Origin of the sequence: Streptomyces sp. NA02950, assembly GCF_013364155.1 — a bacterium.
GTDB lineage: Bacteria > Actinomycetota > Actinomycetes > Streptomycetales > Streptomycetaceae > Streptomyces.
In genome coordinates, this window is record NZ_CP054916.1 from 3,488,074 (window position 1) to 3,509,795 (window position 21,722).

The 21,722-nt window shown below is 73.2% G+C and carries 23 protein-coding genes; 16 read left to right on the top strand and 7 right to left on the bottom strand.

Annotation, left to right across the window (positions count from 1 at the left end):
- Window positions 1-12 precede the first annotated feature (12 nt).
- Together HUT19_RS14805 and HUT19_RS14810 are read right to left on the bottom strand one after the other, a co-directional pair.
- Window positions 13-483 (bottom strand): roadblock/LC7 domain-containing protein, encoded by a 471-nt coding sequence (locus tag HUT19_RS14805; RefSeq protein WP_176180941.1) that lies wholly within the window; start codon window positions 481-483, stop codon window positions 13-15.
- Window positions 464-2,932: an ATP-binding protein gene (locus HUT19_RS14810; protein WP_254885577.1), complete on the bottom strand. Its 2,469-nt coding sequence runs from the start codon at window positions 2,930-2,932 to the stop codon at window positions 464-466. Before HUT19_RS14810 ends, HUT19_RS14805 begins: the two co-directional genes overlap by 20 nt.
- A 530-nt stretch (window positions 2,933-3,462) precedes the next feature.
- Between HUT19_RS14810 and HUT19_RS14815 the strand changes: the two genes are divergently transcribed.
- The 5 genes from HUT19_RS14815 to HUT19_RS14835 all read left to right on the top strand — a co-directional run bounded on the left by HUT19_RS14815 (window position 3,463) and on the right by HUT19_RS14835 (window position 7,389).
- On the top strand, window positions 3,463-4,596 hold the full coding sequence (locus tag HUT19_RS14815) for a substrate-binding domain-containing protein (RefSeq protein WP_176180943.1): 1,134 nt from the start codon (window positions 3,463-3,465) through the stop codon (window positions 4,594-4,596).
- 97 nt (window positions 4,597-4,693) lie between these two features.
- A complete protein-coding gene (locus HUT19_RS14820) occupies window positions 4,694-5,614 on the top strand; it encodes a phosphorothioated DNA-binding restriction endonuclease (protein WP_176180944.1) in 921 nt (306 codons plus the stop codon).
- Between the two features lie 146 nt (window positions 5,615-5,760).
- Complete coding sequence (locus tag HUT19_RS14825) at window positions 5,761-5,973, top strand: DUF4287 domain-containing protein (protein ID WP_176180945.1); 213 nt, start codon at window positions 5,761-5,763, stop codon at window positions 5,971-5,973.
- Between the two features lie 146 nt (window positions 5,974-6,119).
- On the top strand, window positions 6,120-6,773 hold the full coding sequence (locus HUT19_RS14830) for an ATP-dependent Clp protease proteolytic subunit (RefSeq protein ID WP_176180946.1): 654 nt from the start codon (window positions 6,120-6,122) through the stop codon (window positions 6,771-6,773).
- Between the two features lies 1 nt (window position 6,774).
- Window positions 6,775-7,389 carry a ClpP family protease gene (locus HUT19_RS14835; protein ID WP_176180947.1) on the top strand — a complete coding sequence of 205 codons (615 nt, stop codon included), beginning with the start codon at window positions 6,775-6,777 and terminating at the stop codon, window positions 7,387-7,389.
- Between the two features lie 11 nt (window positions 7,390-7,400).
- Here the strand turns inward: HUT19_RS14835 and HUT19_RS42290 are convergent, their stop codons facing one another.
- Window positions 7,401-7,928: a helix-turn-helix domain-containing protein gene (locus tag HUT19_RS42290; RefSeq protein ID WP_217712259.1), complete on the bottom strand. Its 528-nt coding sequence runs from the start codon at window positions 7,926-7,928 to the stop codon at window positions 7,401-7,403.
- A 369-nt stretch (window positions 7,929-8,297) separates the two neighbouring features.
- Here HUT19_RS42290 and HUT19_RS14845 point away from each other — a divergent pair, with 369 nt between their 5' ends.
- Both HUT19_RS14845 and HUT19_RS14850 read left to right on the top strand, forming a co-directional pair.
- A complete protein-coding gene (locus tag HUT19_RS14845; RefSeq protein WP_176180948.1) occupies window positions 8,298-8,891 on the top strand; it encodes a hypothetical protein in 594 nt (197 codons plus the stop codon).
- A gap of 123 nt (window positions 8,892-9,014) precedes the next feature.
- On the top strand, window positions 9,015-10,838 hold the full coding sequence (locus HUT19_RS14850; protein ID WP_176180949.1) for a gamma-glutamyltransferase family protein: 1,824 nt from the start codon (window positions 9,015-9,017) through the stop codon (window positions 10,836-10,838).
- Window positions 10,839-10,846: 8 nt separating this feature from the next.
- On the opposite strand, the gene HUT19_RS14855 is transcribed toward HUT19_RS14850, so the two are convergent.
- Window positions 10,847-11,194, bottom strand: a complete 348-nt coding sequence (locus HUT19_RS14855) for a DUF1330 domain-containing protein (protein WP_176180950.1) — start codon at window positions 11,192-11,194, stop codon at window positions 10,847-10,849.
- 118 nt (window positions 11,195-11,312) lie between these two features.
- On the bottom strand, window positions 11,313-11,711 hold the full coding sequence (locus HUT19_RS14860; RefSeq protein ID WP_368661696.1) for a hypothetical protein: 399 nt from the start codon (window positions 11,709-11,711) through the stop codon (window positions 11,313-11,315).
- Between the two features lie 76 nt (window positions 11,712-11,787).
- Here HUT19_RS14860 and HUT19_RS14865 point away from each other — a divergent pair, with 76 nt between their 5' ends.
- Window positions 11,788-13,338 carry a helix-turn-helix domain-containing protein gene (locus HUT19_RS14865; RefSeq protein WP_176180952.1) on the top strand — a complete coding sequence of 517 codons (1,551 nt, stop codon included), beginning with the start codon at window positions 11,788-11,790 and terminating at the stop codon, window positions 13,336-13,338.
- 468 nt (window positions 13,339-13,806) lie between these two features.
- Here HUT19_RS14865 and mfd read toward each other — a convergent pair whose 3' ends face one another.
- Entirely contained in the window at window positions 13,807-17,343 is a 3,537-nt protein-coding gene (mfd, locus tag HUT19_RS14870; protein WP_176180953.1) for a transcription-repair coupling factor, read from the bottom strand.
- Between the two features lie 208 nt (window positions 17,344-17,551).
- On the opposite strand from mfd, the gene gvpO reads away from it, so the two are divergent.
- From gvpO to HUT19_RS14910, 8 genes are read left to right on the top strand one after another with little or no spacing between them, the layout of a single operon-like run.
- Window positions 17,552-17,881, top strand: coding sequence for a gas vesicle protein GvpO (gene gvpO / locus HUT19_RS14875; protein ID WP_176180954.1), 330 nt, complete (start codon window positions 17,552-17,554; stop codon window positions 17,879-17,881).
- 38 nt (window positions 17,882-17,919) lie between these two features.
- Window positions 17,920-18,411, top strand: a complete 492-nt coding sequence (gene gvpJ / locus HUT19_RS14880; RefSeq protein ID WP_176180955.1) for a gas vesicle protein GvpJ — start codon at window positions 17,920-17,922, stop codon at window positions 18,409-18,411.
- Between the two features lie 3 nt (window positions 18,412-18,414).
- Window positions 18,415-19,176, top strand: coding sequence for a GvpL/GvpF family gas vesicle protein (locus HUT19_RS14885; RefSeq protein WP_176180956.1), 762 nt, complete (start codon window positions 18,415-18,417; stop codon window positions 19,174-19,176).
- Entirely contained in the window at window positions 19,164-19,421 is a 258-nt protein-coding gene (locus HUT19_RS14890; protein ID WP_176180957.1) for a gas vesicle protein GvpG, read from the top strand. The genes HUT19_RS14885 and HUT19_RS14890 overlap by 13 nt, the downstream gene beginning before the upstream one ends.
- A complete protein-coding gene (locus HUT19_RS14895; protein WP_176180958.1) occupies window positions 19,418-19,804 on the top strand; it encodes a gas vesicle protein in 387 nt (128 codons plus the stop codon). The genes HUT19_RS14890 and HUT19_RS14895 overlap by 4 nt, the downstream gene beginning before the upstream one ends.
- Window positions 19,801-20,592, top strand: coding sequence for a GvpL/GvpF family gas vesicle protein (locus HUT19_RS14900; RefSeq protein ID WP_176180959.1), 792 nt, complete (start codon window positions 19,801-19,803; stop codon window positions 20,590-20,592). Before HUT19_RS14895 ends, HUT19_RS14900 begins: the two co-directional genes overlap by 4 nt.
- On the top strand, window positions 20,589-20,813 hold the full coding sequence (locus HUT19_RS14905) for a gas vesicle protein (protein WP_176180960.1): 225 nt from the start codon (window positions 20,589-20,591) through the stop codon (window positions 20,811-20,813). The genes HUT19_RS14900 and HUT19_RS14905 overlap by 4 nt, the downstream gene beginning before the upstream one ends.
- On the top strand, window positions 20,810-21,088 hold the full coding sequence (locus HUT19_RS14910) for a gas vesicle protein K (RefSeq protein ID WP_176180961.1): 279 nt from the start codon (window positions 20,810-20,812) through the stop codon (window positions 21,086-21,088). Before HUT19_RS14905 ends, HUT19_RS14910 begins: the two co-directional genes overlap by 4 nt.
- A gap of 84 nt (window positions 21,089-21,172) precedes the next feature.
- Here HUT19_RS14910 and HUT19_RS14915 read toward each other — a convergent pair whose 3' ends face one another.
- Complete coding sequence (locus HUT19_RS14915) at window positions 21,173-21,589, bottom strand: VOC family protein (protein WP_176180962.1); 417 nt, start codon at window positions 21,587-21,589, stop codon at window positions 21,173-21,175.
- Between the last annotated feature and the right edge of the window lie 133 nt (window positions 21,590-21,722).

Genomic DNA, 21,722 nt, shown 5'->3' on the forward strand with positions numbered 1-21,722 from the left:
CTGCGGGACGGGTCAGCCGGTGGCGCCCGCGCTCTTCTTCAGCTCCAGTACGAGCTGGGGGGTGAGCGCGGCCCCCGCCCGGTTGGCGAACAGGGTCATCTCGTAGGCGATGTTGCCCAGCTTCGCCTCCTTCGAGGTCACCACGCCGAGCACGGCACCGCAGCCGATGGACGACACCAGCACATGGCCGCCCTCCAGATCGATGATGACCTTGTTGAGGCTGCCCAGGCCGTAGTTGCCGGACGCACCGGCGGCGAGGGACGTCACACCGGAGACGATCGCGGCGAGCCGCTCGGAGTCGGCCTGCTCGCGCAGCTGGGAGACGGCGATCAGCAGACCGTCGGAGGACACCGCGATGGCGTCCACCACACCGGCGGTCTGGGTGGCGAAGCGGTCGAGCAGCCAGGTGAAGTCGGCCGCGGCGGCTCGTAGATCGGTGGGTTCGTCCGCCGTGGAACCGCTGTTATCTGTCGGCGTGTTCACTGCCCGACTCCTTCCGGGATCGCTGATGTGTCGGGGGCGTGGGGGCGGGCTGGTCCGCGTCCCGCTCCGCCCGGCGTACGGCCGCCTCGAACTCGTCGAGTTCGGAGCGGACCGCGTCGGCGTCGGCGGCCGGGCGCACGGCCGGGACCGCACGGTCGCCCGGTGCGGTGGTCTGGTCGAGCGTCGCGCCCCGGACCCGGCGTCGCAGCGGACGGGAGGCGGGGGCGGCCGACGGAGGGGGCGACGATACGGCGGGCCCCGGCTCCGGTTCCGACTGCTTCGTACGGGGCGCCGGGACGCGCTTCGGAAGTCCCGAATCCGTCGTCGCCGGAGCGGGCGTGGTCGGAGCGGGCGTGGTCGGAGCGGGCGTGGGCTCCCGCCTCGCGTCCGTCACGGCGGTGGCGGTGGCGGGCGTCCGCTCCGGCGCCGGCGACAGTTCCGGCGCCGTCGCCTCCCCCGGCCCCACCCGTAGCAGCAGCGCCGAGGGCACCCACACCGTGCCGGTGATCCCGCCGCCCGGCGTACGGCTCAGCGTGACCCGGATGCCCGAGCGGCGGGCCAGGCCGCCGACCACGAACAGGCCGAGCACCTTGGTCGGTACGAGGTCCAGCCGCTCCCGGCGCACCAGCCGGGCGTTCTCCTCGGCGAGGCGTTCCGCGCTCATGCCGAGACCGTGGTCGATGACCTCGACCAGCGCCCCGCCGTCGGCCGTCACATCGGTGCCGGGCCGGACGACCACCTCGATGGGGGTGTCGGACGGGGAGAACGCGACCGCGTTCTCCAGCAGTTCGGCGAGCATCAGCGTCAGGTCGCCGATGATGTCGGGGACGACGGTGACCTCGGTCTCGGCCCGCAGGGACACCCGCTGGTAGCCCTCGATCTGGCCGAGTGCCGCGCGGATGACATCGGCCAGGGTGGTCGGCCGGGCCTCCAGTTCGGATTCGCGGATACCGGCGAGCAGCATCAGGCTGTCGGCGTTGCGCTGGAGGCGTACCGCGATGTGGTCGATGCGGTAGAGCCGTTCCAGGATGCCGGGGGCGGTCTCCTCGCGTTCGACGGCGTCGATCAGCGTCAGCTGGCGGGTGGTGAGGTTGCTGACCCGGCGGCCGACGTTGCCGAACATCTCACCGACGTTGCGGCGGCTGAGCACCTGCCGCTCCAGCAGCGCCGCGGCGGTGACCTGCACCTGGTTGAACGCCTCGGCCAGATCACCGATCTCGTCGCGCACCGGGACGGGGATCGGCCGCGGCCGCAGCGGGGCGCTGTCCGCCGACTCGTCGTCCTCGACCTTGGCGAGTTCCTCGCCCGCCACCTCGACCACCTGGTGCGCGGCGCCGGTCAGGGCCGCCAGGGGGCGTACCACCGAGCGCCGGACCAGGAAGGAGAAGCCCAGCCAGGCGGCGAAGCCGAGCACGGCGAGGGCGAGCAGTGCCAGTGCCTTGTACAGGGCGGCGTCGGAGAGGCTCTCGGCGCGGGCGGCGATGTCGCCGGTCAGGGAGTGGGTGATGTCCAGACGGGCCTCGGCCTGCTTGGTCTCCGCGGCCATCGCCGTGCGCAGCCGGCCGGGCGACTGGCCCTGGAGGGAGCCGGGGTCGATCTGGAGCTCGGCGAAGCGGTCCTCGATGCCGTTCTCCTCGGAGTGCCGCTTGATCCCGTCCAGCCGCAGGACCTGGTACGGGTCGGCGATCCTGGCGAAGCGTTCCGACTGCTCCTCGAAGATCCGCTGGGCACCGACCGCGCGGGTGTACTCGGTGACGGCGTTGGCGTCCCGGGTCTGGGCGGAGAACACCCCGCCCTCGAAGGCCGCGTGGGCGGCGTCGGCACGCAGCACCGCGTCGAGCAGCTCGATCACCGAGGCCGACGAGGTGCCGGAGAAGCGGTCGAGTCCGATGCCGTCGATCAGGTAGCCGACGGCGGCGGCGTACGCGGGGTCGATCCCGGCGGCGGGGACCGAGCCCCGCTCGACCTTGTCCCGCAGCACACCCAGGCGCTGGACGTAGCCGAGGGCGCGCGATTCCTCCTTGGGCAGCTCCGAGCCGAACGCGGACCGCACGGCGTCGGCCTGGTCGTCGGTGACCCGCTGCGCCCGGTCGTAGTCGGTGGTGGACGGCAGGGCGGTGCCGGGGCGGGCGGACTCCTGCCGTACGGCCAGCAGCAGGGCCTGCCGGTGCTCGGTCTGGATGTCATTGATCAGGCGGGTGACCTGCTCGCTGTCCCGCACCAGCTGTGCCACCCGGTCGGCGTCCCGGGCCTGTTGCACCTGGCCGTAGACGCCCACGCCGAGGAGGGCGCCGACGACCGTGATCGGCACGATCACCAGGACGTTGAGTTTGCGGCGGAACGGCCATCGGTCGAGGAGGGCGTCCGTCCGCGGACGGAACCGCGGGCTGTGCGGGGCGCGTCCGGACGCGTCCGGTTCGCGTGGGTGATCCGGTGTGTCCACAGACACCCAGGTCCTCCTTCGATGTGCTCCTGAGCGGTGACCGAGGTGTTGGTGTGCCGAGGTGTTGGTGTGCTTCCGAGGTGGGTTGTGCTGTCGACCGCTGACGGCCGGGGGCATGACGCCGACGCAGTTGACGGGCGGACCGCGACTGTCGGGATCGCGCCACAGGCCCGATCGGCGGTGAACACTACCGCCTGCGCGCGCCCATGCAAGACGGGCCGGAGCAACCGCTACCGAATGTCCATGGTTTGTTGGGTTTGGGCCGTCTTCCCGTTCGCTTCGTGTCCCGCGAACCGCTGCACCGGGGTCGGCCGGGTGTCCGTAGGGTGGCGGTCGGACGGAGGCCGAGGTCACCCCGCGGACTGGCTTGTTCGTTACCATGCGCGGGCCCCCGGCGACGCGCGCCGCACTCCCCGGAGGGGCTGCCCCATGTCCCCGAGGGCTGCCGCGCCGGGCGTCGTCATGCGTACCCTGTCCGCCTCCGCCACCCCGAGCCCCGTTCCGTCCGTCGTCCCCCGTGCCCTGCGAGGAGATCCGTGCACCCCACCCGCAAGGCGGTCCTGACGTCCGTCGTACTCCTGGCCGTGGCCGCCACCGGCTGTGAACCCGGCGGCGCCACCTCGTCCCACCGGACCTCCGCCGAGCCCGGCTGCCCCACCGCGCTCGCCCGGGCCAAGCAGGCGGTCAAGAAGGCCCAGGACGTCGACGCCCCCTGGAAGGGCCCCACCACCGGACCCGCGGCGCTGCGCGGCAAGAGCGTGGTCTACATCGCGCAGACACTGAGCAATCCCGGTGTCGCGGGTGTCGCGCAGGGGGTCCAGGAAGCCGCGTCGATCCTGGGCTGGCACGCCCGCACCATCAACGGCCAGGGCACGCCCACCGCGATCCGCTCCGCGTTCAAGAAGGCCCTCGACCTCAAGCCGGACGGCATCGTCATCGCCGGCTTCGACCCCAAGAGCGTGGCGGACGAGGTGGAACGGGCCGACGCGGCGGGCATCGAGGTGATCGGCTGGCATGCCACCGCCGCCCCCGGCCCCAGCGCGAAGCTCGGGCTGTTCAGCAATGTGACCTCCAAGGTGGAGGACGTGGCGAGGATCAGCGCCGACTGGATCATCGCGCGGTCCCGCGGCCGGGCGGGGGTCGTGCTGTTCACCGACGCGACCGTGCCCTTCGCCAAGCACAAGTCCGACCTGATCAAGAAGCAGCTCGCCACCTGCTCGGACGTGAAGCTGCTGAGCTACCGGAACATCCCCATCCCCGAGGCCAACAACCGCTCGATCAGGGAGGTCCGCTCCCTGCTCTCCCGCTTCGGCGACAGGTGGACCGATTCGGCCGCCATCAACGACCTGTACTTCCGGCACAGCGCCGCCGTCCTGCGCGCCGCGGGCAAGGACGGGGCGGGCGCCCCGTACAACATCGGTGCGGGGGACGGCGATCCGTCGGCCTTCCAGCGCATCAACGGCGAGCAATTCCAGGCCGCCACCGTGCCCGAACCGCTCTCCGAGCAGGGCTGGCAGATCGTCGACGAGTTCAACCGGGCCTTCGCGGGCCGGTCGCCCAGCGGCTATGTGGCACCCGTCCACATCACCACCGCCGCCAACAGCGGCGGCGCGCTGTCATGGGATTCGGAGGGCTACCGTCAGGCGTACCGCAAGATCTGGGGGAAGTAGGCCCATGACCGCCGACGCCGACCGCGACGGGCACGCCTGATGGATACGACCCCCGTACGCGAGCACCCCGCGGTGTGACGGGCCTACAGTCGCTCCCATGGACTGGGTCGAGCGGGTGCGCGCCTTACGGCAGTGGTCGAACAAGGGGGTGCGGGCGCCGCACAAGCCGCTGCTGATGCTGTACGCCCTGGGCCGGTTCCAGCAGGCACCCGAACAGGCCCTGCCCTATACGGAGGTCGAGGGCGACCTCAAGGCTCTGCTGCACGACTTCGGGCCTCCGCGTCAGACCTCGCCCTCCTACCCGTTCCACCACCTGGAGAACGACGGGGTGTGGGAGGTGCGGACGGACAGCGGCCACGGCAGCCCGGGGTCGGGCGTAGGGGTACTGCGGGCGAGCGGGGCGCGCGGGCAGTTGGTGCCGGAGCTGCGGTCCGCGCTGGCCACGGATCCCATGCTGCTGTGGCGGCTGGCGCACCTGCTGCTGGACACCCACTTCCCGCCCTCGCTGCACGCCGACATCGCCGCCGCCGCGGGGCTCGACCTGGAGGCCGCCGAGGACGCGCGGCGGATGACGGTCTCGGTACGGGACCGGCGGCGGGCGGCGGAACTGCGGCGCGAGGTGCTGAGCGCGTACGCGTACCGGTGTGCGTTCTGCGGGTTCGACGGCGCGATCGGCCGGGTGCCCGTCGGGCTGGAAGCCGCCCATGTGCGGTGGTGGGCGTTCCGCGGCGCCGACGAACTGCACAACGCGCTGTGTCTGTGCTCCCTGCACCACAGGCTCTTCGACCGCGGTGTGCTGGGCATGGACCCCGGTCGGCGGATCACGGTCTCCGACGCGTTCGCGGGACGCGGCCGGGCGGCACGCGATCAGGTCCTCGAGCTGGCCGACCGCAGGGTCGAGGATCCACCGCACGGCGGTGAGCCGGTCGCGCCGGAGAACATCGCCTGGCACACCGGGCAGGTGTTCCGGGGCAGGCCCCGGACGGCGGTGTCGCTAGCTTCCGTTCGGCGGCGCTGAGTTCATCGCTACGCAGCTTCGCGACGAGGCCGGTGGCACACCGTGGCCCACATGTGGCGTGGATCACTTCAACACAACGATCAGTTCGCCCCCGCGGTCCGGTCGGAAGAGACAACACCACACCGCACCGAGGGGACAGAACCGCCATGGCACCGACCGTGAAGGGCCCTGCCAGCTATTTCCCGTCCATCGAGAAGACGTACGGGCGTCCGATCGCCGAGTGGAAGGACCTCATCCGCTCCTCGCCGCTGACCAAGCACATGGAGCTCGTCGGCTGGCTCAAGAGCGAGCACGGCCTCGGCCACGGGCATGCGAACGCGCTGGTCGCGCACACCCTGGCCGAGGACAGCGGGAAGTAGCCGCGGCGGCTCCGGGTTGCTCCCGCCCGGAGCACTCTGCCGTGGGCGAATCTGCTCGGGGCCAAGAACACTGACGTGCCGCCACCGGGCGGCCGACAGTGGTGAGACCGCGGCACCATCCGCCGCGGTCGACCACGGGAGGTCCGATGTCACCACTGACCACCGGCCGGGACCCGGCCCTGAACCCACGGGCCGCGGACGGCGATACGCCCCCGTCGCGGTTCGACGACCATCTGGCCGCACAACTCCTCAACCAGCGCATCGTCGTCCTCGGCACCCAGGTGGACGAGGTCTCCGCGAACCGGGTGTGCGCCCAGCTGCTGCTGCTCTCCGCGGAGGATCCGCGGACCGACATCAGCCTGTACATCAACAGCCCGGGCGGATCGGTGACGGACGGTCTGGCCATCTACGACACCATGCAGCTGATCCCCAACGACGTGGCGACCCTCGCCATGGGATTCGCCGCGAGCATGGGGCAGTTCCTGCTCTGCGTCGGGACGGCCGGCAAGCGCTTCGCGCTGCCGAACGCGCGGATCATGATGCATCAGCCGTCGGCCGGTATCGGCGGGACCACCGCGGACATCGCGATCCAGGCCGAGAACCTGGAGTTCACCAAGAAGGCCATCGAGCGGATCACCGCGGCGCACACCGGCCAGACCGAGGAGACCATCTCCCGCGACGGCGACCGCGACCGCTGGTTCACGGCCGAACAGGCCCAGGAGTACGGCATGGTCGACCGGATCGTCGACTCGCTCGACGACGTACGGCCGGGTGGAGCACGACGGCGGATGGGGATCTGAGATGAGCCAGTACACGATTCCGACGGTGGTCGAGCGCACCACGCAGGGCGAGCGGGCGTACGACATCTACAGCCGGCTGCTGTCCGAGCGGATCATCTTCCTCGGGACCGAGATCGACGACGGGGTGGCCAACGTCGTCATCGCACAGCTGCTCCACCTCGAGTCCTCGAGCGCCGAGCAGGAGATCGCGATCTACATCAACTCCCCCGGCGGCTCGTACACCTCGCTCATGGCGATCTACGACACGATGACCTTCGTCACCGCGCCGATCTCCACGTTCTGCGTCGGCCAGGCGGCCTCGACGGCGGCGGTGCTGCTGGCCGGAGGGGACCCGGGGCGGCGGTTCGTCCTGGAGCACGCCCGGGTGCTGCTGGGGCAGCCCGCGAGCGGTGGCCGCCAGGGCACCGTCTCCGATCTCACCCTCCAGGCCAAGGAGATGCTCCGGATCCGCTCGCAGGTGGAGGAGGTGCTGACCCGGCACACCCCGCACGACATCGCCACCCTGCGCGAGGACATGGACCGCGACAAGATCTTCACGGCGCAGGAGGCGGTGGCGTACGGGCTGGCCGACCAGGTGCTCAGCCGCCGGAGGGCGTCCGCAGCCTTCGCCGCCTGACCACACGGTCCTCAGGCGGCGAGCCGCACCTCGCCCCGGTGCGCGGACGTACGCGTGGTGGTGCGCCGGGCGCGCGGCTCGGCGAGGGCCGTGGGGGTGGTCACCTCGTCCCGCTCCGGCGTGGTCACCTCGGTCTCGCCACCCCGGGTGCGCGCGTCCGCCGCACCGAGGGGCCGCCGCCGGGCCCGCGGGGCGACGGCACGGGCCAGCTCGTCATGGGCGAGGGCGAGCAGATCGGCCAGCCCGAGCCCCAGGGCGTGCGCGGCGGCCGCGAGCACCTCGGACGAGGCCTCCTTGCGGCCGCGCTCGAGCTCCGAGAGATACGGCATAGAGATCCGGGCCGCGTCGGCCACGTCCTTGAGCGTGCGCTGCTGGGCGCGGCGCTCACGGCGCAGCACGCCGCCCACCACATGGCGCCACAGGGGCTCCTTGGGCGCGGCGCCCGGGGGCGCGGTCTCCCGCGGCGCGGTGGCCGGCGGCGGCGCGGTGGCCGGGCGCAGCGGGATGACGCGGGCTGGGTTCGTCGCGTGGCTGCTCACCCCCTCAGCGTAGGAGTGTTGGGCCCGGGAGGAAGGCCGTGGTGTTCTGCCACCCGCGAAATCGGCGAGGAACCGCGCGCCGCCCGGCGCCCGTTGACCGGTCGTCCGCTGATGCTCCCTATGTCCGCGGTGCGGCCGGAACGTTCGGCCCACCCGGCAACGCACCATTTCGCCCGGCCGGCCGTCAGCGCGATGACGGACGATATTTCGGCCCGTCCCGCGTCTCCTTGAGCGCGGGGCGCGGAAATGATCTGAATTCCAGCGGAAATATCCTGCGGAACATTCCTGGAAGGCATGGAATTCCTGGGTCGGCACCTGCCAGGATCGCATTCCTCACCGACCATGATCTAGGCATAACAGGAAACCTTCGTGCGTAAATCGACTTCGATCGCCGCCGCCGCTGTCGCGGTATTGGCGCTCACCCTGACCGGCTGCGGCGGCGACGACAAGGACTCGGGATCCCCGGCCAAGGGGGGCAAGGCGACCGGACAGACCACCGGCAAGCGCGACACCACGTCGTCGCCCAGCGCCGACGCCAGCCCGAGCCCGAGCCGTACCGGGGGCGCCAAGACGAAGAAGAAGGAGAGCCCCGGCACCAGCGCCAGCCCGCGCCCCACCCGCACCTCCGCCGCCCCGGCGCCCGCGCCCAGTCGCACCCGGACCGCGACGGCCGCGCCGACCCGTCCGGCCGGCGCCCCGCAGAGCGTCCAGGGCACCTGGTACGTCCCCGTCCGCGGCAGCAACGGCCTGGCGACCCTGAGCGTCAGCGGTACGTCGTGGACCATGGCGTACAGCGGCCAGTCCTGCTCCGGGACCATCAACGCCGCCATGGCGATCTCCGCCTCCTGCCAGGGCGAGAGCGCGACGGGCCGTGCCGTGGTCAGCAACGGCGGCGAGAACCTCACCTTCAACTGGAACTCCGGCGAGCCCGACCGCTTCGTCCGCACCAAGCCCACGGGCTGACCGCACGCTCTCCACGGGAGATGATCTCCGGCTCCATGGACGGCTGATCGGTCCCCGCGTCATGCTGGCCGCACCACAGCACCAACCGCACCACCGCGCGCCGCACCCCGACCAGGGAGCCCGATGTTCACCACCCGGCCCACCCTCCAGGGCACCCACGGCATGGTGTCCACCACCCACTGGCTGGCCTCGCAGTCCGCCATGGCCGTCCTGGAGGACGGCGGCAACGCCTTCGACGCCGCCGTGGCCGCCGGGTTCGTCCTCCATGTCGTGGAGCCGCATCTGAACGGACCCGCCGGTGAGGTGCCGATCCTCCTCGCCCCGGCGGGCGGGGAGCCCACCGTGCTGTGCGGTCAGGGCCCGGCGCCCGCCGGGGCCACGATCGACCACTACACCGCGCTCGGCCTCGACCTGGTGCCGGGCACCGGGCCGCTCGCGGCGGCCGTCCCCGGCGCGTTCGACGCCTGGCTGGTACTGCTGCGCGACCACGGCACCCGGCATCTCGCGGACGTCCTGCGGTACGCGATCGGCTACGCCGAGCACGGCCATCCCGCCGTCGCTCGGATCGGCGAGACGGTGGAGGCCGTGCGGGAGCTGTTCACGGCGGAGTGGACGGACTCGGCCGCGCTCTATCTGCCCGGCGGCCGGTCCCCCGCCGCCGGACGGCTGCTCACCAACCCGTCGCTGGCCGCCACCTGGCGGCGGCTGATCGCCGAGGCGGAGGCGGCCGGGCCGGGGCGCGAGACACGGATCGAGGCGGCGCGCCGGGTCTGGCGGGAGGGCTTCATCGCCGAGGAACTGGCGGCCGCCGCGGCCCGGCCCGCCATGGACTCCTCCGGGGAGCGCCATGCGGGGACGCTCACCGGTGACGACCTGGCCGCGTTCGAGGCCCACTACGAGGCCCCCGTCCGGCACACCTGGAACGGCTGGACGGTGTGCAAGGCCGGGCCCTGGAGCCAGGGGCCGGTACTGCTCCAGCAACTCGCCCTGCTCCCGGAGGGGTTGACCGAGGACGACCTCGGCACCCCCGAGCTGCTGCACACCCTGGTCGAGGGCGGCAAGCTGGCCATGGCCGACCGCGAGGCGTGGTACGGGGACGCCGCCGAGGTGCCGCTCCCGGAGCTGCTCTCCGGTCCGTACAACGACGGACGGCGCGCGCTGATCGGCGAGCGCGCCTCGTACGAGCTGCGCCCGGGGCGGCCCGGCGGCCGGGTACCGCGGCTGAGCAAACAGGCGCTGGCCGCCGTCGCCCGCGCGGCGGCGCACACCCCCGGACCGGTGGCCGGACCGGGCGGCGGCGAACCGACGGTCGGCGGCACGGGGGTACGGGCCGACGGCACCACCCGGGGCGACACCTGTCATCTCGATGTGGTGGACCGCTGGGGCAACATGGTCGCCGCCACGCCCAGCGGGGGCTGGCTCCAGTCCAACCCCGTCGTCCCCACGCTCGGCTTTCCGCTCGGCACCCGGCTCCAGATGGCCTGGCTGGACCCCGGGCTGCCCAACTCCCTCACCCCGGGCCGCCGTCCGCGCACCACGCTCACCCCGTCCCTCGCGCTGCGCGGCGACACGCCCGTGATGGCCTTCGGCACCCCCGGCGGCGATCAGCAGGACCAGTGGAGCCTGCACTTCCTCCTCGGTGTCGCGCTGCGCCGTCCGGTGCGCGCGGGGCTGGACCTCCAGGGGGCGGTCGACGCGCCCAACTGGCATCAGGAGAGCTTCCCCGGCTCCTTCCACCCGCGCTCGATGGCGGCGGGGAAGGTGGTGGTCGAGTCCCGGATCGGGGAGCCCGCGATCCGCGGACTGCGGCGCCGGGGGCACGCTGTCACGGTCGGCCCCGCCTGGTCGGAGGGGCGGCTGTGCGCGGTCGCCCGCGACCCGGAGACGGGCGTCCTGCTGGCGGCGGCCAACCCGCGCGGCGCACAGGGCTATGCGGTGGGCCGCTGAGCCACGGGTCAGCCCCGGGCGGCCGCCTCCCGCGCCTTCGCGGCGGTCCCCGCCGCGTTGTAGTCCGGGCCGACGCCGTCCACGAAGATCAGATCAGCCGGGATGTGGTCGGTCCGCAGCGGCAGGATCTCCTGGTACGCGGGCGATTCGTACCAGGCGCGGACCTGGGCCCTGTCGGGGAACTCGATCAGCACCACATGTCCCGGCCAGCTGCCCTCCACCACCTCCACCTCGGCGCCGTGGATGACGAAGCGGCCGCCGAAGGGGTCCATGGTGGCCTGGATACGCTCCATGTACGCGAAGACGTCGGCGTGCGAGCTGCCGGCGTGCAGATGGGCGAGGGCATAGGCGGTCATCGTTCCTCCAAGGTGCCGGCCGGGGCCCGGGGCGTCCCCGGCTGATGTCCACCACCCTGCCGCGCCCCGCGAGCACGGTCGATTACCCGCGACGTAAGGCAGCAGCCGGGCCCCGCCCTCAGTCGGCGATGCCCAGGTCCTCCCGCATGATCCGCCGCATCTCCGACAGCCGCGGCTCGGCGTCCTGGAGCCCACGGGAGGCGGCCCATACCCGTTCGGGGACGATCATCCGCGCCTCGGCGCAGCGGTCCCGGTAGTCGCGCCGGGCCTCCTCGACCTGGGCCCGGCCCTCGTCGGTGCGGACACCGTCCCGGATCCGGTGCAGCGTGTCCTTGAGCAGGGTGTGGAACTGCCGGGAGGCCCGGTTCATCCCCGTGTACGCGGCCCGGCGTTCCTCCTCGCGCCGCCGTCGTCGTTCCTCGGCCCGCGCCCGGTCCAGGCGTTGGCGGGCGGTGAGGCGTTGGTGGAGCAGGGGTGCGAAGAGGGTGCCGAGCACACCGGCCACTGCGGTGATCATCGCTGCTATGACGGCGGACATCCGCCGGATACCAACCGTTGTCACACGGTCGGCCAGGGGTATTACCCTGCCGCTCATGGCAGTTTCGCCGTCCGCCACGCGAGCCGATCGCGCCGACGACGTCCTCGTCCTCGCCCGGCTCTCCGCCAAGCGCGGCGCGGTCCGGGCGATCCTGGACTGGCTCACCCGGCGCACCGGCGGTCTCGCCGTGCTCGCCGGGTCCGACGGGTCCGTACTGGCCGCGCCGGGCGGGACACCGGATCCCGCCGCCTCGCCGTCGGCCGCGTCCGCCGCCACCGCCGCGGTCGAGCTGCACCGGCGGGGCGCGCCGTCCGCCGTGCTGGGCGGGGACGGGGCGCATCCGGTGCATCTGGTCGCGCTCGGCCCCGGGCCCGGTGCGGATACGGACGGGGCGGCCGGTGACGCGGCGGGGGTCGTGTATCTCGCCGTGGTCCGGCCCGACGATCCGCGCTGCGGGGTGCTGCTCGCCGACGCCTCGCGCACCCTCGCCCTGTGCTGGCGGCTGGAGGAGGCGGAGCGGGCGCGCCGCCGGGTCGAGTCGGCAGAGGTGCACAGCCGGGAGGCGGTGCTGCATCTGCTGATGGTCGGCAGTGTGCCCGCGGCGCAGCGGATCGCCGGGGCGCTGCGCCCGGCGCTGCCCGCCGTGGCGCAGGTGTACGTGATCGAGTGCCCCAGCAGCCGGCGGCACGAGATAGCCGTCCGGATCGACCGTACGGCGCGGGGGCGGGCCTGGATCGTGCCGTGCCCGGTGCGCCCCCACCACCTGATCGCGCTGGTGCCGAGCGAGGAGGACCCCGGGCCCCGGGACCGGGACCCCGGCCCCGACCGGCTGGACCGGCTGATCGCCCGGGACGTACCGGAGTGCCGGGTCGGGGTGAGCGCCGAGGTCGCGCTGCGGGACACCCCGGCCGGCTACGAGCAGGCGTTCCACGCCCTGGCGGTGGCCCGTGACGCACCCGAGCGGTGCGCCAGCTTCGGCGGCCACACCGATGTCACCGTGCTGGCCGGTCCCGAGGGCCGCACCTGGGCGGACGAGCTGCTGGGGCCCTGTCTGCGGTACGCGCCGACCCGCCGGGCCGACCCGGGTCCGCGGGAGCTGCTGGACACCCTCGGCTCCTGGCTGAGCTTCGGCGGTGCGGCCAGCCGCCATCTGAAGATCCACCGCAATACGCTCGCCGCGCGGGTGCGCCATCTGGACGGGCTGCTCGGGCTGGACGTCAGCCGCCGTCTGGCGAGCCAGTCGGCGGCCTGGCTCGCGCTGCGGCTGCACACCGCGCCGTGGACGGCGGGGGCGGTGGACGCGGCGACGGTGGACCGCGCCGCCACCCTGGACGCCCTGCTGGCCACGCCCGCCGCCGAGATCTGGGCGCGGACCCAGTTGCGCCCGCTGGAGCAGGCCCGGGTGACGGCCGGACAGGAGACCGTACGCGCCTGGCTGCAAGCCGACGCCCGGCTGCCCGCGACCGCCTCCGCACTCGGGATCTCGCTGCCCGGAGCGCGCAAGCGGCTGGCGAAGGCCGAGGACGCGCTCGGGCGGTCACTGCTGCGCGCGCCGAGCGCGAAGTACGAACTGTGGTTGGCGATGCGGGCGTTGGGCACACTGTGAGGGGCGGCCGGGCGGCCACGGCGCACGGTCACCGTTCGATGCGGAACCACCCGCCGCGCTCACTGTGCAGTTCGTTCCTCGCCGCCCGTTCCGCCCGCGCCTAGTGTCCTGACCACGACCCGGCGGGCCGTTCCGAGCCCACCTCGAACCTCCCTGAGGGCCGTGTGGACAAGCCCCCCTTCGCCCATACGGCACCCCAGCTCGGTACGGGCCGCCGGGCGACCGGACGTACCCCCGCCGCGCACACCGCGCGGCCACGGGACCCCCTCGGGAGTCCCGGCTGAGCCGGGGCGGCACGCGGCGCGACCACGGGGGTGTCGCGCGGCGGCAGCCCCTGTCCGTCCGGGCCCAGGACATGGCACATCCTTGCCCGCCCCCGCCGGCCTGGGTCCGGACGGCTTCCTCCCGCCGCCGCACCACGCCGTGGAGCGGCGGCCGGTGTCAGGCCCCCGGGATCCGGGATCGTGGTCAGGACCCCGGGATCGTGGTCAGGAACTCCCCGGTCCATGCCAGCAGTTCCCGCCCCACCAGGGGCTTTCCGCCGATCCTCGCCGTCGTGGGCCGGGGCACCAGGACCTGCTTGGTGGCGGGCTTGATCACCGCACGCGGGTGGAGCCGCTTGAGCCGCAGCTCCTGCGACTCGCGGAGCTCCACCGGGCTGAAGCGGATGTTGGCGCCCTGGAGGGTGATGTCGGTGACCCCGCAGGCGCGGGCCAGCAGCCGCAGTCCGGCGACCAGCAGCAGGTTCTCCACCGGCTCGGGCAGTTTGCCGTAGCGGTCGGTGAGCTCCTCGCGGACGGCGCGGATGTCGTCCTCGCTGTTGGCGGCGGCGATGGCGCGGTACGCCTGGAGCCGCAGCCGCTCGCCGGGAGCGTAGTCGTGCGGGACGTGGGCGTCGACCGGCAGCTCGATCTTGACCTCGAGCGGTGCCTCCTCGACCTCGCCGCCGCCCGCCTCCAGGGTCGCGCGGTAGTCGGCGACGGCCTCGCCGACCATCCGTACGTACAGGTCGAAGCCGACGCCCGCGATATGGCCGGACTGCTCGCCGCCGAGCAGATTGCCCGCGCCGCGGATCTCCAGGTCCTTCATCGCCACGTACATACCGGCGCCCATCTCGGTGTGCTGGGCGATGGTGGCCAGCCGCTCGTGGGCGGTCTCGGTGAGCGGCTTCTCCGGCGGGTAGAGGAAGTAGGCGTAGCCGCGCTCACGGCCCCGGCCGACCCGGCCGCGCAGCTGGTGCAGCTGGGAGAGGCCGAAGTTGTCACCGCGCTCGACGATGAGGGTGTTGGCGTTGGAGATGTCGATACCGGACTCCACGATGGTCGTGGAGACCAGGACGTCGAACTTCTTCTCCCAGAAGTCGACCACCACCTGCTCCAGCACGTTCTCCGACATCTGGCCGTGGGCGGTGGCGATCCGCGCCTCGGGGACGATCTCGCGGAGCCGCGCCGCGGCCCGGTCGATGGACTCCACCCGGTTGTGGATGTAGAAGACCTGGCCCTCGCGGAGCAGTTCGCGGCGGATGGCCGCGCCGATCTGCTTGGCCTCGTAGGGGCCGACGAAGGTCAGCACCGGGTGGCGCTCCTCCGGCGGGGTGGTGATCGTGGACATCTCGCGGATGCCGGTGACCGCCATCTCCAGGGTGCGCGGGATGGGGGTGGCGGACATGGTCAGCACATCCACGTTGGCGCGGAGCTTCTTCAGCTGCTCCTTGTGCTCGACGCCGAAGCGCTGCTCCTCGTCGACGATGACCAGGCCCAGGTCCTTGAACGTGGTTTCGGAGGAGAAGAGCCGGTGCGTGCCGATGACGATGTCGACCGAACCGTCCCGCAGCCCCTCCAGGACCGCCTTGGCCTCGGTGTCGGTCTGGAAGCGGGAGAGCGCCTTGACGACCACCGGGAACTGGCCGTAGCGGTCGCCGAAGGTGCCGAAGTGCTGCTGGACGAGGAGGGTGGTGGGCACCAGCACGGCCACCTGCTTGCCGTCCTGCACCGCCTTGAACGCCGCCCGCACCGCGATCTCGGTCTTGCCGTAGCCGACGTCGCCGCAGATCAGCCGGTCCATCGGAACCGACTTCTCCATGTCCTCCTTGACCTCGCCGATGGTGGTCAGCTGGTCGGGGGTCTCGGCGTACGGGAAGGCGTCCTCCAGCTCCCGCTGCCAGGGGGTGTCCGCGCCGAAGGCGTGGCCGGGGGCGGCCATCCGCGCCGAGTAGAGCTTGATGAGGTCGGCGGCGATCTCCTTGACCGCCTTCTTGGCGCGCGCCTTGGTCTTGGTCCAGTCGGCGCCGCCGAGCCGGTGCAGGGTGGGGGCCTCACCGCCCACGTACTTGGTGATCTGCTCCAGCTGGTCGGTGGGGATGTAGAGCCGGTCGCCGGGCTGACCGCGCTTGGCCGGGGCGTACTCCACGACCAGGTACTCCCGGGTGGCGCCCTGGACGGTGCGCTGCACCATCTCGATGTAGCGGCCGACGCCGTGCTGCTCGTGGACGATGAAGTCGCCCGCCTCGAGGGTGAGCGGGTCGATGGTCTTGCGGCGCCGGGCGGGCATCCGGACGCCGTCCTTGCCCGCGGCCTTCTGCCCGGACAGATCGGTCTCGGTGAGCACCGCCAGCTTCAGCCCGGGGTCGATGAAGCCGTAGTCGATCGAACCGCAGCCCACATGGACCACGGACGGGGCGATCCCGGCGAGGTCCGCCTCCAGCCGGGCCGCGATCCCCTCGCCGCCGAGCACCTCGACGGTGCGGGAGGCCGGGCCGTGGCCCTCGGTGACGTACACCACGCGCCAGCCGTCGGAGAGCCAGCCCTTGGTGTCGGCGAGCGCGCGGGCGGTGTCGCCGCGGTAGGTCTCGGGGGCGTGCATGCCCAGTTTGACGGTGGCCTCGTCCAGCTCCTCGTCGGCCGCGAAGGGGCTGACCGACCACCACATCATGCCCAGCTCGCGGGCCCGGTCCCGGACGTCCGCGAGACCCCACAGCGAGGCGGCGCCGACGTCGATCGGGGCCTGGCCTCCACCGGCCGTGGCCGCCCAGGACGCCTGGAGGAACTCCTGGCTGGTGGCCACCAGATCGGCCGCCCGGGTGCGCACCCGCTCCGGGTCGCAGACGACGGCCATGCCGTCCGCCGGGAGGACGTCCAGCAGCAGTTCCATGTCGTCGACCAGGACCGGGGCGAGGGATTCCATGCCCTCGACCGCGATCCCCTCGGCGATCTTGCCGAGCAGCTCGCCCAGTTCGGGGTGGTTCTCGGCGAGCGCCGCGGCCCGCCGCCGCACCTCGTCGGTGAGCAGCAGCTCACGGCAGGGCGGGGCCCACAACCCGTGCTCGGCGACCTCGAGGGACCGCTGGTCGGCGACCTTGAAGTAGCGGATCTCCTCGACGTCGTCGCCCCAGAACTCGACCCGGAGCGGATGCTCCTCGGTGGGCGGGAACACATCCAGGATGCCGCCGCGCACGGCGAACTCACCGCGCTTCTCAACCAGTTCCACCCGGGAGTAGGCGGCGGCCGCGAGCCCGTCCACGACCTCCTCCAGATCGGCGGTCCGCCCGGCCCGCAGACTGACCGGCTCCAGTTCGCCGAGCCCCTTGACCTGCGGCTGGAGAACCGAGCGGACGGGGGCGACCACCACGGAGACCGGACCGGCCGCCGGGTCGTCCTCGCTGGGGTGGGCGAGCCTGCGCAGCACGGCGAGCCGGCGGCCGACGGTGTCCGAGCGCGGGGACAGCCGCTCGTGCGGCAGCGTCTCCCAGGACGGGTACTCCACCACCCGGTCCGGCGGAAGCAGCGAGCGCAGGGCGGCCGCGAGGTCCTCTGCCTCCCGGCTGGTGGCGGTCACCGCCAGTACGGGGCGGCCGGTCTCGCGCGCCAGCGCGGCGACGGCGAAGGGCCGGGCGGCGGGCGGGCCGACCAGGTCGACATAGGGGCGGTTTCCATCGGCGGCGCCGCGCACCGCCTCAGCGAGCGCGGGGTCCCGTACGACGGCGTCGAGCAGACCGGTGAGGCTCATAAAGGGGTATTCCATCCCGGAGGCGGACAACGCGAATCACCCGACACGTGACACGGGCCGGGGGTCTTCCAGAGTACGGCCACCCGCCGACAGCGGTGGCCGGGTCCGCGCCCGCCCCGGCCCCGCCCCGTGTTCGCGAACCGCGGGTGCCCACGTCCGGCCCAGTCCAGCGCGCGCCCGGGCACGGTGTGTGACCAGACTGGTGCACATGGCAGAGCGAGAGCGCCGTACGTCCACCGACGCGCCGGGCCGAGGCGAGCGGACCGGCCGACGCTCCCGGGACCCCGGTCCCGAGGAGGCGGCCGGACAGGCCCGCGAACGGCTCGCCGCCCTGATCTCCCACCCGCCCGAGGGAGTCTCCGCGGTGTGCCGGGTCGAGGACGGCTGGCGGGTGAGCGTGGACGTCCTGGAGGTGCCGCGGATCCCCGACACCACGAGCCTGCTGGCCACGTACGAGGTGAACCTCGACGGCCACGGCGAGCTCCGCGAGTACCGGAGGGTCCGCCGCTACCGGCGCGGCGCGGCCGACGACTGCTGACCCGCAGCGCACAGGGCAACCGAAGGGACGGTCCGATCATGGTCGCCACCTACACCGACGAGGTCGTCGTCATCCCGCGCGCGGGCACGCTCTACGACGTCATGGAACTCATCCTCGACCGCGGCATGGTGATCGATGTCTTCATCCGGGTCTCCCTGGTGGGCATCGAGATCCTGAAGATCGACGCCCGGATCGTGGTCGCGAGCGTGGACACCTATCTGCGCTTCGCCGAAGCCTGCAACCGCCTGGACCTGGAGTACGACCGCAGCAAGACCGTGCCCGAGCTGTTCGGCGGCGGGGGCGGCGCCGGGGGCGTGGCCGCGGGCGTGGGCAAGCGGAAGGCCAAGAAGGCGGTCGGGTCGGTGGGCGAGAAGGTCAAGAAGGCCGTCGGCGCCGGTGACGACGGCGACGAGGCTGACGACGACGAGCACGACGAGCGCGACGAGCGCCACGAGCGCCACGCGTACGAGGAGTCCCGTCCCCGGCGCCGCCCCGCGAGCCGTTCCCGCCGCCGTTCCGAGGAGGACTGACCGATGGCCGCCGCCCCGCAGCCCGCGCCCCCGGAAGCGCCGGGGGGTGTGTATGTCTACGGCGTCGTCCGCGCCGGTCATCCGGTGCCGCCGGGCCGCACCGGGGTCGGTGGGCTCCCCGGTGCGGTCCGTACGCTGCCCGCCGGGGAGCTGGCCGCCGTCGTCAGCGACGCCCCGGACCGGCTGCGCGCCAAGCGCCGCGATCTCCTCGCCCACCAGGACCTGGCGCTGGCCCTGGCGGCGGACGGCCCGGTGCTGCCGATGCGGTTCGGGATGGTCGCCCCCGACGAGGAGTCGGTGCGGCGGCAGCTGGAGTCCTCGCAGGGCGACTGCCTGACCGCGCTGCGGCGGGTCGAGGGCCGCGTCGAGATGAACGTCAAGGTGAGCCCGGCCCAGGGCGATCTGGAGTCGCTGGTGCGCGAGGACCCGGAGGTGGGCCGCGCCCGGGCCGCCGCCCGCGGTGCCCCGGGCTACGAGGCCAGTGTGCGGCTCGGCGAGGCCGTGGCGCGGGGGCTGACCCGCCGGGCCGCGGCCGTGGCGGCCGGGGTGGTGGCCGAGCTGTCCGCCCTGGCGGAGGCGCGGGTGGCCGGGCCGGAGGTGCCCGGCTGTGTCCTCAACGCCTCCTTCCTCCTCCCTCGGAGCGCCACCGGGCGCTTCGGCGGCGCCGTGGAGCGGCTGGCGGCCCGGTACGGGGCCCGGGTCGAGCTGCGGCTGACCGGACCGCTGCCCTGCTACAGCTTCGTGGAGGGCGCATGGGGCTCCTGACCGAGGTCGTACTGCTGCCGCTGGCACCGGTGCGGGGCGTGGTGTGGGTCGCGGAGCAGCTGCGGGACGCCGCGGAACGCCAGCTCAGCGATCCGGCGGTGGTGCGTGCCAGGCTCGCGGCGCTCAACGAGGCGCTGGAGTCCGGGGAGATCGGCTCCGAGGAGTTCGAGCGCGAGGAGGACCGGCTGCTGGATCTGCTGGAGCGGCCGGCCTCCGCCGGCCCGTCGGCTGCGAGGCGGCCGTGACCGAACTCGACACGGTGTGGGAGGCGCCGGTGCCCACCGGGCCGACCACCTCCAACCTCGCCGACATCCTGGAACGCGTCCTGGACAAGGGCATCGTGATCGCCGGGGACATCAAGATCGACCTGCTGGACATCGAACTGCTGACCATCCGGCTGCGGTTGTTCGTCTCGTCCGTCGACACCGCGCGCAAGGCGGGGATCGACTGGTGGGAGACCGACCCCGCGCTGTCCTCCCGCGCCGCGCACGACGCCCTCGCCGCGGAGAACGCGGAGCTGCGCGAGCGGCTGCGGGCGATCGAGTCCGGCGAGTCCGGCACGTCCGGTGAGCCCGGTGAGTCCGGTGAGTCCGGTGAGTCCAACGGGGCCGACCGGAGCGGCACATGACGGCGACCCGATCCACCCTCACCTATGTCTTCGCGGTCTGCCGCCCCTCCGGACCGGAGGCGCGGACCGCGCTCGGCGGGCTCACCGGGGTCGGCCCGCCCGCCCCGGTCCGTACCCTCGCGGCGGGCCCGCTGACCGCCGTGGTCCAGGACGTCCCGGCCGCCGACTACGCCGAAGAGGCCCTGCGGCAGCGGCTGTCCGACCGCGCCGAGCTCGAACGCTGCGCCCGCGCCCACCACGAGGTGATCACGGCGGCCATGGCCGCGGCCCCGACCGTCCCGCTGCCGCTGGCCACCCTCTACCGCGGTGACGAACGGGCCCGGGAGGCCCTGCGCGAGCGCGAGGACTCCCTGCTCGCCGCCCTCACCCGGATCACCGGCCGGGTCGAGTGGGGGGTGAAGGTCTATGCCCTCGCCGGACAGCCCACCGATCCCGCGGCCGCCCCCGGCGCCGCGGCGGCCAGTGGCCGCGCCTATCTGGAACAGATCCGCGGCCGTCAGCGCGGCCGGGAGGAGCGCCGGGGCGCGGCGCTCCGGGCCGCCGAGCGGGTGGACACCGTCGTCCGGGGCCTCGCCGTGGCCACGCGGCGGCTGCGGCCGCACGGGGCCGAGGTGACGGGCCCGCGCCGCACCCATGTGCTCAACGCGGCGTATCTCGTGGACAGGGGGCGGGAGCGGCAGGTGCGCGCCGCGCTCGCCTCGCTGCGCCGGGACGAGACGGCCGTCGAGATCGAGCTGTCCGGCCCCTGGGCCCCCTACTCCTTCGCCGACGGAGGTGCCGCGTCATGACCGTCGCCGCCTGGGGGTCGGTCCCCGCCGAGGCCCACGGCCCCATCGGGGTACCGCTGGTGGATCTGCTGGACCGGGTGCTGGCCACCGGGGTGGTGGTCAGCGGCGACCTGGTCATCGCCATCGCCGAGGTCCCCCTCGTACGGCTGTCCCTGCACGCCCTGCTGTCATCGGTCAACGAGCGCGTCCCCGCGCCGTGGACCGACGCGGGCCCGCTGTGAGCGGCGCCCGGGTCGACCTCGACCAGGAGGCGATGGGCCGCGATCTGGTGGCGCTCGTCCTCACCGTGGTGGAACTGCTGCGCCAGTTGATGGAACGCCAGGCGCTGCGCCGGATCGACGCGGGCGGTCTCGCCGATGAGCAGGTGGAACGGATCGGCACCACGCTGATGCTGCTGGACCGGCGGATGGCGGAGCTGCGCGACCAGCACGGCCTGAAGCCGGAGGACCTCAATCTCGATCTGGGGCCGCTCGGCACCCTGCTCCCCCGGGACTGAACCGGGCCTCGTCCGGGGCCCGGGAGCCGGTCCGCTCCCCCGTCGGCGGACCGGCCCCGGCGGGTCAGGGCGGGGCCCTGGTGCTCACTCGTTGCTGACGACCATGATCGCGTTCCCGTCGGGGTCGCGGAAGGAGAACATCGGCGGCACGGGGGCGCCGTACCGCATGACCTCGGGGTCGGTGTCCACACCGGCCTCCCGCAGCGTGGTGTGGTCGGCGTCGATGTCCTCGGAGGTGAGGATGATGCCGGTCTCCTTGCGGGGCCCGGAGCCGGATTCATCAGCTCCTTCGCAGCCCTGCGGGTTCACCAGCGCGATCCCGGCCCCGCCGTCCGACGGCCCGACCTCGATCCAGCGCTGGCCCTCCCCGAAGGGGATGTCGGCGCGCTTGTCGAAGCCGAGGGTGCCGACGTAGAAGTCCAGCGCGCGGTCCTGGTCGGCGACGGTGACGGCCACCCGGCCCACCTCGCTGAGCCGGGTGCCCTTCGCGGTCTCGGTCATGGGAACCTCCGTGGTGAGTGGCTTTTCCCTTGAGACCGCGGGGCACCGGAGAACTCATCGCTCGCGGGGACGGGATTTCCGGCCGGTTCCCCCTTTCCCGTCCGTCCCGCTTCCCGCTCGTCCCGCTTCCCGT